The organism is Acidovorax sp. FG60 (assembly GCF_057808995.1).
Map to the genome: position 1 here is coordinate 32,707 of NZ_JBMDJC010000022.1, position 15,895 is coordinate 48,601.

The following is a 15,895-nucleotide window of genomic DNA, read 5'->3' on the forward strand; positions in this document are numbered from 1 at the left end:
CTGGCGCCTGATGAATATGCGCTGGTAGCTATACAAAACATAGCGACTGCCCTATGCCATCTTCTGTTCTGTTCACCAAAGTGCTGGTTGCCAATCGGGGCGAAATCGCACTGCGCACTGTGCGCGCCCTGCACGACCTAGGCATCACCAGCGTGGCCGTGTATGCCGACGATGACGCCACCAGTCCCCATGTGCACGCAGCCAGTGTGGCCGTGGCGCTGGGCACCACCGGCCCGGCGGCGTACCTGGACGGTGCGCGCCTCATCGCCATTGCCCAGGCGCAGGGCTGCGATGCTGTGCACCCGGGCTATGGATTCCTGAGCGAGCGTGCCGACTTTGCCCGTGCGTGTGCCGAGGCGGGGCTGCGCTTCATCGGCCCCACGCCCGCACAGCTGGCGCTGTTCGGTGACAAGGCACAGGCCCGTGCACTGGCGCAGCAGCAGGGTGTGCCGCTCATGCCCGGCACGCAGACGGCGGTGACGCTGCAGGAGGCGCAGGCCTTCTTTGCGCAGCATGCCCATGCCGGCATCGTCATCAAGGCCATCGGCGGCGGCGGTGGGCGCGGCATGCGCGCGGTGGCGTCGGCCGATGACTTGCCCGCTGCCTACGCGCGCTGTCGCAGCGAGGCGCAGGCCGCCTTTGGTGTGGACGGCGTGTACGTGGAGCGCCTGATGGGCAATGCCCGCCACATCGAGGTGCAGGTGCTGGGCGATGGGCGCGAGGTGATCGCCCTGGGCGAGCGCGAATGTACGCTGCAGCGGCGCTTTCAGAAGGTGGTGGAGATCGCGCCCAGTCCTTCGTTGCCTGCGCCGCTGCGCGAGCGCATCACCACCGCCGCACTGTCCATGGCGCGCGCCGTGGCCTACGAGGGCCTGGGCACGTTCGAGTTTCTGGTGGACCTGGCCTCGAACGACCTGCCGTTTGTGTTCATCGAATGCAACCCACGCCTACAGGTGGAGCACACCATCACCGAAGAGGTTACCGGCGTGGACCTGGTGCAGGCGCAGATCGCGCTGGCCGCGGGCCGCACGTTGCAAGACATCGGCCTCGACCCTGCCGCACCGCCCACCGTGTTGGGCTTTGCCGTGCAGTGGCGCATCAACGCCGAAACGCTGGACGCACAGGGCAACGCCACCCCAGGCAGCGGCACGCTCAGCCGCTTTGACCTGCCCGCAGGCCCAGGCGTGCGCGTGGACACGCACGGCGCAGCAGGCGCCACGCCGTCGCCGCACTACGACACGCTGCTGGCCAAGCTCATCGTGCACACGCGCAGCCCGCGTTTTGCCGATGCGCTGCGCCGCTCGCAGCGCGCGTTGGCCGAGTGCCGCATCGAGGGCGTGGCCACCAACCTGGCGCTGCTGCAGGCGCTGGCAACACGGCCTGAGATGGAGAGCCAGCAGGTGCACACACGCTGGCTGGAGTCGGTGCTGCCCCAATTGCTGAGTGCTATTAAAAATATAGCTATAAGCGATTATCCAGAGCGCGGATACGGCCAAAATGCCTTGGAATCTACAGCTCCCGTGCCTCATGGCGCGGTGCTGGCCCCCATGCCCGCGCGCCTTGTGCAATTCAGCGTGGCCGAAGGCGACGTGGTCGCTGCCGGCGCCGAACTGGCCGTGCTCGAAGCAATGAAGATGGAGCATGTGCTGCTGGCCCCGCACGCGGGCCGCGTCTGCGCGCTGCTGGCCGTGGCCGGTGGCTACGTCGCGCAGGGGCAGCCGCTGCTGGTGCTGGAGGCTGTGGACGATGCGGCCGATGTCGAAGTGCAGGGCAGCGCTGCGCACGACCCCGACCACATCCGCGCCGACCTGCAACGCGTGATCGACCGCCACGCCTTCACGCTCGACGCCGCGCGCCCCGACACCATGGCCAAGCGCCACGCCCAAGGCGGCCGCTCCGCGCGCGAGAACATTGCCGACCTGTGCGACGACGGCAGCTTCATCGAATATGGTGCCCTCGCCATCGCCGCGCAGGCCCGCCGCCGCAGCAAGGAGGACCTGATTGCCAACACGCCCGCCGATGGGATGGTCACGGGCATCGGCGGCATCAATGGCACACTGTTTGGCGACGAGAAATCCCGCGCGGTGGTCATGTCGTACGACGCCACCGTGCTGGCCGGCACCCAGGGCGTGCGCAACCACGCCAAGACCGACCGCATGCTCGGCATCGCACTGGCGCAGAAGCTGCCCGTGGTGCTGTTCGCCGAGGGCGGCGGCGGGCGCCCGGGCGACACCGACATGCCCGTGGTGGCGGGGCTGCATGTGCACACCTTCGCCAGCTACGCGGCGCTGTCGGGCCAGGTGCCGGTGATCGGCATCGCCGCAGGGCGCTGCTTTGCGGGCAACGCGGCGCTGCTGGGCTGCAGCGACGTGATCATCGCCACGCGTGCCAGCAACATCGGCATGGGCGGCCCGGCCATGATCGAAGGCGGTGGTCTGGGCGTCTTCAAGCCCGAGCAGATCGGCCCGAGCCGCGTGCAGCATGCCAACGGCGTGATCGACGTGCTGGTCGATGACGAGGCCGGGGCGGTGCAGGCCGCGCGCCACTACCTGTCGTTCTTCCAGGGCCGCGCATCGCAGTGGTCTGCACCCGACCAGCGCCTGCTGCGCGCCGTGGTGCCCGAGAACCGCCTGCGCGTGTACGACACCCGCACGGCGATGGCCGGCCTGGTGGACGAAGGCAGCCTGCTGCTGCTGCGCACCGGCTTCGGTGCGGGCATCCACACCGCGCTGGCGCGCATCGAAGGCCGCCCCGTGGGCCTGCTGGCCAACAACCCGCAACACCTGGGCGGCGCCATCGACGCCGATGCGGCCGACAAGGGCGCGCGCTTCATGCAGCTGTGCAACGCGCATGGCCTGCCTATTGTGAGCCTGGTGGACACGCCCGGCTTCATGGTCGGCCCCGAGGTCGAAGCCACGGCCCAGGTGCGCCACGTGAGCCGCCTGTTCGTCACCGCCGCCAGTCTGCGCGTGCCCACCTTCAGCGTGGTGCTGCGCAAGGGTTACGGCCTGGGCGCCATGGGCATGACGGCCGGGGGTTTCCATGCGCCCGTGTTCACTGTCGCCTGGCCCACGGGCGAGTTCGGCGCCATGGGGCTCGAAGGCGCCGTGCGCCTGGGCTTTCGCAAGGAGCTGGAGGCGCTGCCCGAGGGCGCCGAGCGCGACGCGCTGTTTGCCAAGCTGCTGGCCAAGTCCTACGCCAACGGCGAGGCGATGCACATGGCCGCTACGCTGGAGATCGACGCGGTGATCGACCCGGCTGACACCCGGGCGTGGCTGGCGCGGGGGTTGGCATCGGCGCAGGTGGCGCCGCTGGGTCCACGTTGCATCGATACCTGGTGAAGCAGCACGGCACCTGACACGGTGGTGCCTATCGGTGCATCAGGGCGAGCTTTGCGCCGAGCCCGACAAACGCGGCCGCAAAGCCGCGGCGCAGCCACACCAGCGTGCCGGGGCGCTGCAGCACCTGGTCACGAAACCGGGCGGCAAAGACGCCATAGCCCAAGAACACCACAAAGGTCATGGCCATGAAGACCAGCGAGAGCTGGAGCATGCGCCACGCGGGCTGCGCTTCACCCGGTGCGATGAACTGCGGCAGAAAGGTGAGGAAGAACAGCGACAGCTTGGGGTTGAGCAGGTTGATCAGCATGGCTTCCGCGACACGCCCACTGGCAGCGCGTGTGGGCGCGTCAGTGCGAACCTCCAGTGTGGCGGGCGAGCGCCACGTGGCCCAGCCCATGTAGACCAGGTAGGCGACCCCCGCGTAGCGCAGGACTTCGAATGCCGTGGCGCTGGCGTTGAGGAGCGCGGCCAGCCCGGTGATCGCCGCCAGCAGGTGCGGCACGATGCCGAGCGTGCAGCCCAGCGCCGTCACGGCGGCGGCCCGCGCGCCGCCCGAGAGTCCGGCCGCCACGGTCAGCAGGGTTCCTGGCCCCGGCGAGACGACCACGATGAGCGAGGTGATGAGAAATTCGATGCCCATGGCGAGAGGCCGCGCGGCGGCGGCGTGAAGTGGCGATGCCCGCAGCATCCGCCAACCCCCGCACAACGGTCTTGAACGAAATTGCAGGGGCCGGGCTGTCAGCCGCGTGCGCGAACGTAGGCGCCCGGTGTGATGCCAAAGCTGCGCGTGAAAAGGCGCGTCAGGTGGCTTTGGTCGGCAAAGCCACTCGCTGCGGCGACATCGGCGAGGGGCGTACCCGCACCCATCAGATGGCGCGCAAGCTGCAGTCGGCGCTGCAGCAGGTAGGCGTGTGGCGTGAGGCCCGTGGCCTGGGCAAATTGGCGCACAAGCTGGTAGCGGCTCAAACTTGCTGCATCGGCCAGTTGCGCGAGACTCCAGGGCGCGGTGGGATCGTCGTCCATCATGGTGCGAGCCCTGGTGATGGTCGCGGCGGATTGTTGGTGGCCCTTCGGCCGCAGCAGGCCGCCCAGCACCTGCAACAAGCATTCCTCCACATGCAGCGCTGCGGCCGAGTGGTTGGGGCGGTGGGTGGCCGCGTCGAACAGCGCCAGTACCTGGGCCGCCAGCCGCGCATCGCGCATCGTCGGAGCATGGAATTCGAAAGCGGAGCCGAGCGGGCCCGGATGCACCTCGGCCGCCAATGGCGCCACCAGGGCAGGCTCCAGGTAGAGCATGCGCCAGGCGCGTCCACGCTCGTCCAGCGGCATGCCATCGTGGACTTCGCCGGGGTTGACCGTGATGGTGTCGCCTGGGCCCGATTCCACAATCCCCCGGCCGCTGGCCGATTTCTGCGCACCCCGCTCGATCACGCCGAGGCCGAACTGCAAGTGCATGTGCCTGCCGAAGACGAGGCGGGAGTCGGCCTGCATTGCTTCGATGCCGGGCAGTGCGGTGGGCAGGAATCGGAAGGGTTTTTGCTGCATGGCGCGCGGCCTTTGGGTGGCGCGGGGCCATGATAAGCTGACCTGATCGTCCCTTTTTCCTACCCCAGTTTCACACGCGGAGACTCCCCTATGCCCGGCCTTTTGCCCGATATCGACCCCGATGGTTTGCTCGAATTTTCGGTGGTCTACACCGACCGCGCGCTCAACCACATGTCCAAGCGCTTCACCGGCGTGGTGCAGGACATCCTGGGCACGCTGAAAGAGGTCTACCACGCCCACACGGCCGTGCTGGTGCCCGGCAGCGGTACCTTCGGCATGGAGGCCGTGGCGCGCCAGTTTGCCAACAAGGAAAAGGTGCTCATCGTGCGCAACGGTTGGTTCAGCTACCGCTGGACGCAGATCTTTGATGCCGACAAGGGCCTGGGGGGTGGTTCCGTGGTGTGCAAGGCGCGCCAGCAGGGCAGTGGCCCGCAGGCGCCCTGGGCACCATGCCCCGCTGAAGAAGTCGCCGCCACCATCCGCGCTGAAAAGCCCAAGGTGGTGTTTGCGCCCCATGTGGAAACGGCCAGCGGCATCATCCTGTCCGACGACTACATCCGCACGCTGACGGCGGCTGCGCATGAGGTGGGCGCGCTGTTTGTGCTGGACTGCGTGGCGTCGGGCGCGATGTGGGTGGACATGCAGGCCACGGGAGTGGATGTGCTCATCAGCGCGCCGCAAAAGGGCTGGAGCGGATCGCCCTGCTGCGCCATGGTGATGCTTTCCGAGCGTGCGCGTGAAGCCATCGAGGGCACCACGAGCAGCAGCTTCTCGTGTGACCTCAAGAAGTGGATGCAGATCGCCGAGGGCTACGAAAAGGGCCAGCACGCGTACCACACCACCATGCCCACGGATGCGCTGGTGCGCCTGCGCGAGGTGATGGCCGAGACGCGTGAATATGGATTTGCCAAGGTGCGTGACGAGCAGATCGAATTGGGCGCCAAGGTGCGCGCGCTGCTCGAATCGCGCGGCTTCCCCAGCGTGGCGGCCGACGGCTTCAAGGCGCCCGGCGTGGTGGTGAGCTACACCACCGACCCCGGCATCCAGAACGGCAAGAAGTTCATGGAAGTGGGCCTGCAGACGGCTGCGGGTGTGCCGCTGCAGTGCGATGAGGGGCCGGACTTCAAGACCTTCCGCATCGGCCTGTTTGGCCTGGAGAAGTGGCACAACGTGGACCGCACCGTGGGCCATTTGTCGAAGGCGCTGGACCAGATTGCGGCGGCAGCCTGACAGGTTGCGGTCCAGGTCGGCGGGCTTGCTCGGATGAACGCCGAGACTGAAAGCGCAACCCTCACCTTGCGCCGGGCCAAGCGCCAGGCACTGGGCCTGTTGTTGCTCGTGACGGCCGTGTTCATCGCCACCAGTGTGGTCGAACGCGGCCTGCTGCTCAACTGCGTGAAAGCCATGGCCGAGGCCGCCATGGTGGGTGCGCTGGCCGACTGGTTTGCGGTGGTGGCGCTGTTCCGGCGCCCGCTGGGCCTGCCCATTCCGCACACGGCGGTCATTGCGCGCAACCAGGCGCGCATCGGCCGCAACCTCGCCACCTTTGTGCGCGACAAGTTCCTGGACGTGCCTTCGCTCGTGTCGCTGATCCGCCGGCATGACCCGGCCGAGCGGCTGGCGCAGTGGCTTACGGCGCCAGGCAACGCCGCGCTGCTGGGGCACCATGCCACGCGCCTGGCATCGGCCGCGCTGGAGACGGTGCAGGACGCGCAGGTGGAGCGCTTCATCCACAAGGCCGCGCGTGCCTTGATCGGGCAGGTGGATATGTCGCGTGCCCTGGCGGCGGTGCTCGACACCCTCACGCACAACGGCCGTCACCAGGCGCTGCTGGACGACGTGCTGGCCAAGCTCATCGAACTGCTGCAGAACGAGCAGACCCGTACCTGGGTCGCGCAGTCCATCGTGGCCTGGCTCAAGAAGGACCACCCGCGCACCGAGAAGTTATTACCCAGCGACTGGCTGGGCGACAAGGGCTCGGCCCTGCTGGCCCGCGCGCTGGAGAGCCTGATGGCCGATGTGGCCGCCAACCCGCAGCACGCACTGCGTGCGCAGTTTGATGTGGCGGTGCAGCGCTTTATCGAGCGCCTGCGCAGCGACCCGGAATGGGAGCGCAAGGGCGAGGAGATCCGCACCTGGCTGCAGACCGATGCCACCGTGGCAGGTTATGTGCAGACCTTGTGGCTGGATCTGCGCGGTGCGTTGCAGCGTGACCTGGCCGATGCCGATTCGGTGCTGGCGCGGCAGGTGGGCAAGCTGGGGTTGTGGCTGGGTGAGTCGCTGGCGGGCGATGCGGCGTTGCGGCAGTCGTTCAATGACCGGCTGGAGCGGTGGGTGGAGGGGCTGGCGCCGGATGTGTCGGCGTTCATTGCTCAGCACATTGAGGAGACGGTGCGGCGGTGGGATACCGAGGAGATGACACAGCTGATTGAGCTGAACATTGGGAAGGATTTGCAGTACATCCGTATCAACGGCACCGTGGTGGGCGGGTTGATTGGGCTGGTGCTGTTTGCGGTGTCGCACGCGGGGGAGATTTGGCGGGCGGTGGTGGGCAGCTGACCACTCGTTCGGGCTCAGTCTGTCGAAGCCTGGGCTTGTGCGCTGATTTCAGCGGCGTGCCTGTGCAAAGGGCGGAAGCCGGGACTCGCCCCGGCGGGCGAGGTACTTGTTCTTTGCTTCGCCAAAGAAAAGTACCCAAAAGAAAGGCGACCCCCAGTCTGCGACCCCCACGCGGTGCGTGGGGGCAAACCTGCGTCGGGGCGGTTGCGGGGTGCGCCGTGGAACTCGCTTTGCGCTGGCGCGCGCCGCTCGGACAACCACGGCGAGTCAGATCACGAGGCATGGGCGCTTCGACGCCCATGCTCACCCCGTAACCGCCCCGCCGCAGGCGCAGCCAGCAGGGGGATGGACAGCCGAACATCCAACAGCCGAACAGCCACACGGGCCATCGCGTTGCTCGGCCGCGGCGGGGCTGCTTCAGCTAGCGTGCCGCTTGATCCGCCGCCATGTTGGCCGCGTGTTCTTCCTGCAGATGCTGCGCAATCTGCGCCCAGGCCTGCTTGGCGTCCGCGTCTTGCGCCCAGGCGTAGCAACTGGCGATGTGCATGGCCGTCACCGCATGGTGCGGGTCGAGCGCAAAGGCCACCTCGCACTGCAGTGCCGCCTGGCGCCACATCTCCGTCGCATCTTCTGATCCTTCTTTCTGCAGTGCATGGGCCTCGGCCACCCACGCCTGCCCCAGACGAAATGCCGCAGCATGTTGCGTGGGGTCGGCTTCGTGCGCCCGTTGAAACAACACGCCCGCCTCCCGCCACAGCGCCCGCGCTGCGGCAAAGTCTTGCGTGGCCACGGCTTGCGCTTGGGCTACGAGGGCGTTGCCGGATTGGAGGAGGGTGGTGGGGGAGTCGCTGGGCATGAGGTCGGATGAAAGAACGCGAGGACCTGCAGATTGTCGGGGTTTTGCAGGGCGCAATTGTCCAGCGGAGCCGGTGGCTGCTATGAAATTGGACGCTCAGCGTTGGCAGTGAAATGCACGAAACGGCTTGGTACTGCGAGGCATGCGATTGCCAGCACCTCGCGGGAGCCAAGCTGTTGCGTGTCGGTCTCGACCATTCGTCATTTCCGCGTTTCGAGTTCGTTAAGGAAGTGAGGCATTTGGCGCAGCAGATAGTGGGCCCATTCATCCACATGTTCAGCGGTGTAGTACCGCATCCACGTATCGTGCTTTGGATTGATCGAAGGCACTGGTACGAACTTTTCCAGATACCAATCTTTCGTTTCTGTATCAAGGTCTCGTACGCGCTCGTGGTCGTAGGGAGGTGCGGTCAGTGAGTTGATTACGCGATTTTGTATTAGGCGCAGCTCTTCCCGCTGAGCGTCGGTTAGCAAGTAACAAAATCGAAAGCACCGATTTTTCAGATCGTCGTTCCCTGGCCTTCCAATCTGGAAATCCAAAACAAACTGAGATCCTGCAAATTGATCCCAATAGTCCCTGCGCGCAACGCCGAAACCAAAAATTAAGGCCACACTACCGTGAGGCCGACTCCAAGAGACGCCTCGCTCTAATGGGCTAAATCCATGCATCTTGGTCCAAGCGCCGAAATGGCCTTTCAGTCGCTTGTATACGTCGGCGGCTTTCATTCTTTAAAACCTCGGCAAATCCGGATGCTTGATCGCCCCCCCGCGCACCAGCATCTTCCCGTACTCCGCACACCGGTTCAGCGTAGGAATCACCTTCCCTGGGTTCAGCAACCCCGCCGGGTCGAATGCATGTTTCAGTCCAAACATCTGCGCGTTTTCCTCGGCCGTGAACTGCACGCACATGCTGTTGAGCTTTTCCACGCCCACGCCGTGCTCGCCCGTCACCGTGCCGCCCATGGCTACGCTGGTCTCAAGGATGTCCGCGCCAAACAGCTCGCAGCGGTGCAGTTGGTCGGCATCGTTCGCATCAAACAGGATGAGAGGGTGCAGGTTGCCGTCGCCCGCGTGGAACACGTTGGCGCAGCGCAGCTGGTATTTCTTTTCCATTTCCTGGATGGCGAGCAGGATGTCGGCTAGGCGCTTGCGCGGGATGGTCGAGTCCATGCACATGTAATCGGGGCTGATGCGGCCGCTGGCGGGGAAGGCGTTCTTGCGACCGCTCCAGAAGCGCAGGCGTTCGGCCTCGTCGCGGCTCACGCTGATGGCGGTGGCGCCCGCAGCGCGCAGCACCTCGCTCATGCGGCCGATTTCTTCTTCCACCTCTTCGGGCGTGCCGTCGCTTTCGCACAGCAGGATGGCTTCTGCGGTCAGGTCGTAGCCCGCGTGCACAAAGTCTTCGACGGCGGCGGTCATGGGCTTGTCCATCATCTCCAGCCCGGCGGGGATGATGCCCGCCGCGATCACCGCAGCCACCGCGTCGCCCGCCTTGCGCACGTCGTCAAAGCTGGCCATGATGCAGCGCGCCAGCTGGGGCTTTGGGATGAGCTTGACCGTCACTTCGGTGGTCACGGCCAGCATGCCTTCGCTGCCGATCACGGCGGCCAGCAGGTCGTAGCCGGGGGCGTCCAGCGCCTCGCTGCCAAATTCGACGGGCTCGCCTTCCACTGTGAAGCCTTTCACCTTGAGCACGTTGTGCACGGTGAGGCCGTATTTGAGGCAGTGCACACCGCCCGAGTTCTCGGCCACGTTGCCGCCGATGGTGCAGGCGATCTGGCTGCTGGGGTCGGGTGCGTAGTACAGGCCGTAGGGCGCGGCCGCCTCGCTGATGGCCAGGTTGCGCACGCCGCACTGGACCACGGCCGTGCGGCTTTCGGGGTTGATGTCGAGGATGCGGTTGAACTTGGCCAGCGACATCGTCACGCCCAGGGCGTGGGGCATGGCGCCGCCCGACAAGCCCGTGCCTGCGCCGCGCGCCACCACGGGCACCTGCAGCCGGTGGCACACCTGCAGCACGGCCTGCACCTCGTCGTAGGTTTCAGGCAGGCACACCACCAGCGGGCGCTGGCGGTAGGCGGTGAGGCCGTCGCATTCGTAGGGCGTGGTGTCTTCGGTGTGCCAGAGCAGTGCGTGGGCGGGCAGCACGCGGCCCAGGGCCAGGACAACCTCGGCCTGGCGCGCGGCGCGTTCGGCGGGTGTCGGGAGCGGGGCGGAAGAAGTGGCGGTGATCATGGCCGCCACTGTAGGGGATGGGGACGGGCGGGGTGTGAGGTTTTCTGCAGGTGTTTGTGAAAAACACCGAAATGCTCACTAATTGATAGCTTCTAGCGCTTGATGGACAAGCGCTGGGGCTGATTTTTGCCTGAACTTGGTGGAGGAGGGCGCGGCTCGGGCGAGGGCAGCCGAGCAAGGGCCGCCCGCAGCGAGGGCGGCGTCCCCCTTCCGGCGCAGCCGAGAGAAGGGGGAAGGCGCCAAAGGCGACTCAGGGGAATGCCTCTACTACGCCATGGTTTTGCGCAGCCACTCGGCAAACGCCGCGCATTCCCACCGGTCCATGGTGCCGGTGCGCCAGCACAGGTAGTGGGCGTGGGGGCTGGCAGTGTCGGTGTCAAACAGGCGCACCAGCGTGCCGTTCTCCAGCCACGGTGCGCCCAGCTTCAGGCGCACCAGCGCCACGCCCATACCGGCAGCGGCGCCGTCGCACATCAGGCCGATGTCGTTGAACTGCGAGCCCTCGCTGGGCTCGGCCCAGTCGAGGCCCGTGGCAGCAAACCAGGTGCGCCAGGGCTCCAGCGGACTGCGCAGCAGGGGCACGCCTTCCAGGTCTTCGGGGCGGTCAAAGGGGCCGTGCTCGCGCACGAACGCGGGCGAGGCCAGGGGGGTGACCACGTCGCGCGCCAGCTCCACATGTTCCACGTCGGCATAGTGGCCGGGGCCAAAGCGCACCATCAGGTCGGCATCCTCGGCCACCACGTCCAGCAGCGGGATGGAGACTTGCAGGGCCAGGTCGATCTCCGGATACGCCTCGGTGAACTGGCGCAGGCGGGGGATGAGGATGGTGCGCGCGAATGTGGGCGTCACGGCCAGCTTGAGCCGCCGCCGCCCGGGCGCGGCCGCCTGGCCCGGAAAGCGCTGCAGCGCACCCAACCCCTCGCGCACATGGGCCAGGTAGGCGCTGCCCTCGGTGGTCAGCGAAAAATCGGCCCGGCCAAACAGCCGCACGCCCAGGATCTGCTCCAGTTGCTTGACGCGGTGGCTCACGGCGCTGGGCGTGACGCACAGCTCGTCAGCCGTCTGCGTCACGCTGCGCAGGCGGGCCAGGGCCTCAAAGGTCAGCAGGCACTGGATGGGCGGAATGCGCCGGGCTGCGCTACTGAGGAAGGAGGAGGGCGGGGCTGCCGTGGCCATGGGGCAGAACGGGTTAGCGGGTTAGCGGAAGACGACGGTCTTGTGGCCGTTGAGCAGCACGCGGTGCTCGCTGTGCCACTTCACGGCGCGGGCCAGCACCTGGCTTTCGGTGTCGCGGCCCCGGGCCGTGAGGTCTTCGACCGTGTCGGTGTGGTCGGCGCGGGCCACGTCCTGCTCGATGATCGGGCCTTCGTCCAGGTCGGCCGTCACATAGTGGGCCGTGGCGCCGATCAGCTTCACGCCCCGGTCATGGGCCTGGTAATAAGGCTTGGCGCCCTTGAAGCTGGGCAGGAAGCTGTGGTGGATGTTGATCGCCCGTCCGGCCAACTTTTGACATAGGTCAAGAGAAAGTATCTGCATGTAACGGGCCAATACCACCAACTCGGCCCCTTCGCCCTCGATAATCTCAAGCTGCTTGGCTTCGGCCTGGGCTTTGGTGCTGCCCGTCAGCGGGATATGGTGGAACGGCACGTTGTAGCTGGCCGCCAGCTGGTAGAAGTCGCGGTGGTTGCTGATGATGGCGCGGATGTCGATGGGCAGCAGGCCACTCTTCCAGCGGAACAGCAGGTCGTTGAGGCAGTGGCCCTCCTTGCTGACCATGAGCACGGTTTTCATGGGCGCAGCTGTTGCGTGCAGGCGCCAATGCATGTTGTAGGGTTCTGCAAACGTGGCCAGGCGGGCCTTGAGCGTTGCGTGATCGTGCTGGTCGCAGGCAAACTGAACGCGCATGAAGAACAGGCCGGTGGCGTGGTCGTTGTACTGCGCGGCTTCTTCGATGTTGCCGCTGTGCTCCAGCAAAAAGCCCGAAACGGCATGCACCAGCCCCAGGCGGTCGGGGCAGGACAGGGTAAGGATGTAGGCGTTGGTCATAGCGGTGCGATTGTCGCAGCATGGCCTGAGCGCTTGTCGAACAGGGAAATCAATGACCAATCCGGGCGATGCGTCGCGTATTGTCCCCTGGCGGGGAATGCTGCTGTACCTGGTGCTGGGGGTGGCCTGGGTGTTCGTGGGCGACGCGCTGCTGGCCCGGTGGGTGAGCGACCCGGTGCTGCTCACGCGCTTTCAGACCTGGAAGGGCTGGGGTTACGTGCTGCTGACCAGTGGGCTGGCCTGGTGCCTGCTGCGCAGCATGCGCCACGCCGAAAAGGTGCGCCTGGCCATGGCCAGGGAGCTGTCGCAGATCGTGCGCCACGTGCCGGCAGGTATCGCGCGCGCGGCGCCAGACGGGCGGTTCCTGTGGGCCAACACCCGCCTGTGTGATCTGCTCGGCGCGCCGCTGGAGCGGGTCTGCAGCCTGAATGTTCGCGATGTGCTGATGGCGCCCGACCGTGACCGGGTGGCTGCCCAGTTGTCGCGCCTGCTGGCGGGCGAGATCGACCACTATGTGGGTGAACACGAATGCCTTCGTCCGGGCGATGGGCGCAAGGTGGCCGTGCTGTGCACGGTAGCGCTGGTCCCCGAGGCGGATGCCGAGCCCGCCCATATGGTCTGCGTTCTGCAGGACCTGGACGAGATCAAGGCCGCCCGCGCCGCACTCAAGAACAGCGAGGCCCGCCAGCGGCTGGCCGCCACGGTGGTGGACAACACCATGGAGGGCGTGGTGGTGACCGATGCGCAAAGCCGCATCCTGTCGGCCAACGCCGCCGTCACCCGCCTGCTGGGCTATACCGAGGAGGAACTGCTGGGCCAGACGCCGCGCGTCTTCAAGTCGGGGCGGCATGACAAGGCGTTTTACGAGGCCATGTGGGGCACATTGCGCCAGACGGGCCACTGGCAGGGCGAGATCTGGAACCGCCGCAAGAACGGCGAGGTGTTTCCAGAGCACATGTCCCTGTCGGCCGTGCGCGACCCTGCGGGTCAGATCACGCACTACGTGTGCATGTTCACCGACATTTCTGAAGAAAAGGTGCAGCAGCAGCGGCTGGAGTTCCTGGCGCACAACGATGCGCTCACGGGGCTTTCCAACCGCGCGTGGTTCGGCCACCAGCTGGAGCAGGCCGTGTTGGAGGCGCGAGCCAGTGGCGAGCACATTGCTGTGTTGCTGCTCAACCTCGACCGTTTCAAGGACGTGAACGACAGCTACGGCCATGCCACCGGTGACGAGGTGCTCAAGCACATCGCGCGGCAGGTGCAGTCAGCCTTGCGGCCGGGCGACGTGATGGGGCGGCTGGCGGGCGACGAGCTGGCCGTGGTGGCGCGCCACCTGCGCCATGCCGACGGCGCCGCTGCCGTGGCGCGGCACCTGATCACGGCCGTGGCCGAGCCCTGGCGTTCGCCCGATGGCTTTGAAGTGGTGGCGGGTGTGAGCGTGGGCATCTGCATGTTCCCTGAGCACGCGAACACCACCGAGCTTCTGCTGCAGGGAGCCCATGCGGCGGTCTATGGCGCCAAGGCGCGCGGCCGGGGGGCGTGGTGTTTCTTCCACGAGGCGATGACCCAGGCTGCGCGCGAGCGGCTGGCGCTGGAGTCGCGCCTGCGCCTGGCGCTGGCGCAGGGCCACCTGCAGATGTATTACCAGCCGCAGGTGGACATTGCCACCGGCCGCATCCAGGGCGCCGAGGCGCTGGTGCGCTGGAACGACCCGGTGGAGGGCCTGATCTCGCCCGCGCGCTTTATCCCCGTGGCCGAAACCTCGGGCGTCATTGGCCCGCTGGGCGAATGGGTGCTGCGCGAGGTTTGCCGCCAGGGCCAGGCCTGGCGCCAGGCAGGCCTGCCCGACCTCACGCTCGCCGTGAACGTGTCGCCGCGCCAGTTCCACCTGACGGACCTGGCCGGTTGCGCGTCGGGCGCGCTGGCCGATTCGGGCTTTCCGCCCGAGCTGCTGGAGCTGGAGATCACCGAAACCGCCCTGGCCGAGCGCACCGAAGAGGCGCGCCAGGTGCTGATGCGCCTGCGCGCGCTGGGCCTGCGCATTGCGGTGGATGACTTTGGCACAGGGTATTCGTCGCTCGCGCAGCTCAAGCGCTTTCCGATTGACGTGCTCAAGATCGACCAGGGTTTCATCCGCGACATTCCGCAAAGCGAGGACGACATGGCCATCAGCGCCGCCATCATCGCCATGGGGCACAGCATGGGGCTGTCGGTGCTGGCCGAGGGGGTGGAGACCGACGGCCAGTTGGCCTTCTTGCGAGAGCGGGGCTGTGATGCGTACCAGGGCTACCTGTGCAGTCGGCCCGTGCCCGCCGATGACTTCGCAGCGCTGCTGCGGGCACAGCCCGTGACTGTGGCACCGTAGGTCAAGGTGCTGGGCGCGCCGGGCGCCACTTCTCGCGCAGTTCTGCACAGGCATCGCGGGGTGGCAGGGCAGGGGTTTCAATCACCGCTTCCGCGTCGCCTGGTTTGTTTGCTCCATTTTTGATAGCTGTCTGCGCTTTACCAGATTGCGCCAGGGCCACTTTTGACACCAAACCGGCTGGCCAGTGGGTGGGCACTCCCAGGCTGCGCAGCACATGACCGCCCCCGGCCACCAGCAGCACCGTCTGCCCGGGGCGCAGGGCCTGCTGGGCGGTGCGCGCCATGCTCGCGTCGCAGGCGATCTGGATGCGGGCCATGGGGGCAATTTGCGATTCCGGCAGCAGGCCGCAGTGGCCCTCGCGCAGCGCCTGGTGTTGCTGTGCCAGTGCGGGGGCGGGCAGGTGCTGGTCCCAGCGGGCCTCGCCCATCGCGGCGCGCATCTGGGCGCGCGGCAGGTTGCCACCCAGCACCGGCACGCCAGCAGCCACGGCGGCCATCACCACGGGGCCATAGGCTTTCCACGGCCAGGCGGCGTCGTTCCATTGCAAGGCGGCCTGGGCCTGGGCGTCGGTGGCGTCGCCCGGCAGGGCCTGCGTGCTGTGGCCGCTCTCGGCCATCTCCATCACCACGGCCGCCAACTGGCCTTTTGCGGCCAGCCACAACACGGTCTCGCGCTGCAGGCGCTGGTGGTCGGGCGCATCGTGCTGTTCGCCGAGCAACAGCACATCGGTGGGGAGCAGGGCCTGCAGGCGGTCGGGCCACGCAGCGAGTGGGGTGCTGGGGGGCGTGGTGCCCGTGCTGGCACAGCCTGCCAGTGCTCCCGTGGCTATCAGGGCTCCGGCCAGCAGCAGGCGGGAACAGAGGTGGGTGTCGGGTGGTCGTTGCATGGCGCCATGCTACGCGGGTGAGACTTGACCCAGGTCAAGAGTCGGCGCAGGCTCGGTGCCTAC

General features: G+C 67.0%; 12 protein-coding genes. 4 read left to right on the forward strand and 8 right to left on the reverse strand.

Annotated features, from left to right (window positions below; all coding sequences use genetic code 11):
* Positions 1 to 68 precede the first annotated feature (68 nt).
* Positions 69 to 3,341 (forward strand): acetyl-CoA carboxylase family protein, encoded by a 3,273-nt coding sequence (locus ACODS0_RS23555; RefSeq protein ID WP_488837553.1) that lies wholly within the window; start codon positions 69 to 71, stop codon positions 3,339 to 3,341.
* Positions 3,342 to 3,369: 28 nt separating this feature from the next.
* Here ACODS0_RS23555 and ACODS0_RS23560 read toward each other — a convergent pair whose 3' ends face one another.
* Positions 3,370 to 3,981, reverse strand: a complete 612-nt coding sequence (locus tag ACODS0_RS23560; protein ID WP_488837496.1) for a LysE family translocator — start codon at positions 3,979 to 3,981, stop codon at positions 3,370 to 3,372.
* Between the two features lie 98 nt (positions 3,982 to 4,079).
* On the reverse strand, positions 4,080 to 4,886 hold the full coding sequence (locus ACODS0_RS23565; protein ID WP_121422042.1) for an AraC family transcriptional regulator: 807 nt from the start codon (positions 4,884 to 4,886) through the stop codon (positions 4,080 to 4,082).
* Positions 4,887 to 4,976: 90 nt separating this feature from the next.
* On the opposite strand from ACODS0_RS23565, the gene ACODS0_RS23570 reads away from it, so the two are divergent.
* Positions 4,977 to 6,116, forward strand: coding sequence for an aminotransferase class V-fold PLP-dependent enzyme (locus ACODS0_RS23570; protein WP_108498063.1), 1,140 nt, complete (start codon positions 4,977 to 4,979; stop codon positions 6,114 to 6,116).
* A gap of 33 nt (positions 6,117 to 6,149) precedes the next feature.
* Positions 6,150 to 7,445: a DUF445 domain-containing protein gene (locus tag ACODS0_RS23575; RefSeq protein ID WP_431151625.1), complete on the forward strand. Its 1,296-nt coding sequence runs from the start codon at positions 6,150 to 6,152 to the stop codon at positions 7,443 to 7,445.
* A gap of 421 nt (positions 7,446 to 7,866) precedes the next feature.
* On the opposite strand, the gene ACODS0_RS23580 is transcribed toward ACODS0_RS23575, so the two are convergent.
* The 5 genes from ACODS0_RS23580 to purU all read right to left on the reverse strand — a co-directional run bounded on the left by ACODS0_RS23580 (position 7,867) and on the right by purU (position 12,581).
* Positions 7,867 to 8,301, reverse strand: coding sequence for a hypothetical protein (locus ACODS0_RS23580; RefSeq protein ID WP_488837499.1), 435 nt, complete (start codon positions 8,299 to 8,301; stop codon positions 7,867 to 7,869).
* Between the two features lie 200 nt (positions 8,302 to 8,501).
* Positions 8,502 to 9,026, reverse strand: a complete 525-nt coding sequence (locus tag ACODS0_RS23585) for a hypothetical protein (RefSeq protein WP_488837500.1) — start codon at positions 9,024 to 9,026, stop codon at positions 8,502 to 8,504.
* Between the two features lie 3 nt (positions 9,027 to 9,029).
* Positions 9,030 to 10,535 (reverse strand): FAD-linked oxidase C-terminal domain-containing protein, encoded by a 1,506-nt coding sequence (locus ACODS0_RS23590; protein ID WP_488837502.1) that lies wholly within the window; start codon positions 10,533 to 10,535, stop codon positions 9,030 to 9,032.
* A 267-nt stretch (positions 10,536 to 10,802) separates the two neighbouring features.
* A complete protein-coding gene (locus tag ACODS0_RS23595) occupies positions 10,803 to 11,711 on the reverse strand; it encodes a LysR substrate-binding domain-containing protein (protein ID WP_488837504.1) in 909 nt (302 codons plus the stop codon).
* A gap of 21 nt (positions 11,712 to 11,732) precedes the next feature.
* The gene (gene purU, locus ACODS0_RS23600; RefSeq protein WP_121507789.1) at positions 11,733 to 12,581 is read right to left on the reverse strand and encodes a formyltetrahydrofolate deformylase; all 849 of its coding nucleotides are present in this window, start codon (positions 12,579 to 12,581) and stop codon (positions 11,733 to 11,735) included.
* Between the two features lie 52 nt (positions 12,582 to 12,633).
* Between purU and ACODS0_RS23605 the strand changes: the two genes are divergently transcribed.
* Positions 12,634 to 14,946 carry a putative bifunctional diguanylate cyclase/phosphodiesterase gene (locus ACODS0_RS23605; RefSeq protein WP_488837506.1) on the forward strand — a complete coding sequence of 771 codons (2,313 nt, stop codon included), beginning with the start codon at positions 12,634 to 12,636 and terminating at the stop codon, positions 14,944 to 14,946.
* Position 14,947: 1 nt separating this feature from the next.
* On the opposite strand, the gene ACODS0_RS23610 is transcribed toward ACODS0_RS23605, so the two are convergent.
* Positions 14,948 to 15,832, reverse strand: coding sequence for a ChaN family lipoprotein (locus ACODS0_RS23610; protein ID WP_488837508.1), 885 nt, complete (start codon positions 15,830 to 15,832; stop codon positions 14,948 to 14,950).
* Positions 15,833 to 15,895 lie beyond the last annotated feature (63 nt).

Coding starts and splice junctions, on each gene's coding strand:
- ACODS0_RS23570 (WP_108498063.1), top strand. CDS start 4,977: ATGCCCGGCCTTTTGCCCGATATCGACCCCGATGGTTTGCTCGAATTT.
- ACODS0_RS23590 (WP_488837502.1), bottom strand. CDS start 10,535: ATGATCACCGCCACTTCTTCCGCCCCGCTCCCGACACCCGCCGAACGC.
- ACODS0_RS23605 (WP_488837506.1), top strand. CDS start 12,634: ATGACCAATCCGGGCGATGCGTCGCGTATTGTCCCCTGGCGGGGAATG.
- ACODS0_RS23560 (WP_488837496.1), bottom strand. CDS start 3,981: ATGGGCATCGAATTTCTCATCACCTCGCTCATCGTGGTCGTCTCGCCG.
- ACODS0_RS23575 (WP_431151625.1), top strand. CDS start 6,150: ATGAACGCCGAGACTGAAAGCGCAACCCTCACCTTGCGCCGGGCCAAG.
- ACODS0_RS23565 (WP_121422042.1), bottom strand. CDS start 4,886: ATGCAGCAAAAACCCTTCCGATTCCTGCCCACCGCACTGCCCGGCATC.
- ACODS0_RS23585 (WP_488837500.1), bottom strand. CDS start 9,026: ATGAAAGCCGCCGACGTATACAAGCGACTGAAAGGCCATTTCGGCGCT.
- ACODS0_RS23610 (WP_488837508.1), bottom strand. CDS start 15,832: ATGCAACGACCACCCGACACCCACCTCTGTTCCCGCCTGCTGCTGGCC.
- purU (WP_121507789.1), bottom strand. CDS start 12,581: ATGACCAACGCCTACATCCTTACCCTGTCCTGCCCCGACCGCCTGGGG.
- ACODS0_RS23595 (WP_488837504.1), bottom strand. CDS start 11,711: ATGGCCACGGCAGCCCCGCCCTCCTCCTTCCTCAGTAGCGCAGCCCGG.
- ACODS0_RS23580 (WP_488837499.1), bottom strand. CDS start 8,301: ATGCCCAGCGACTCCCCCACCACCCTCCTCCAATCCGGCAACGCCCTC.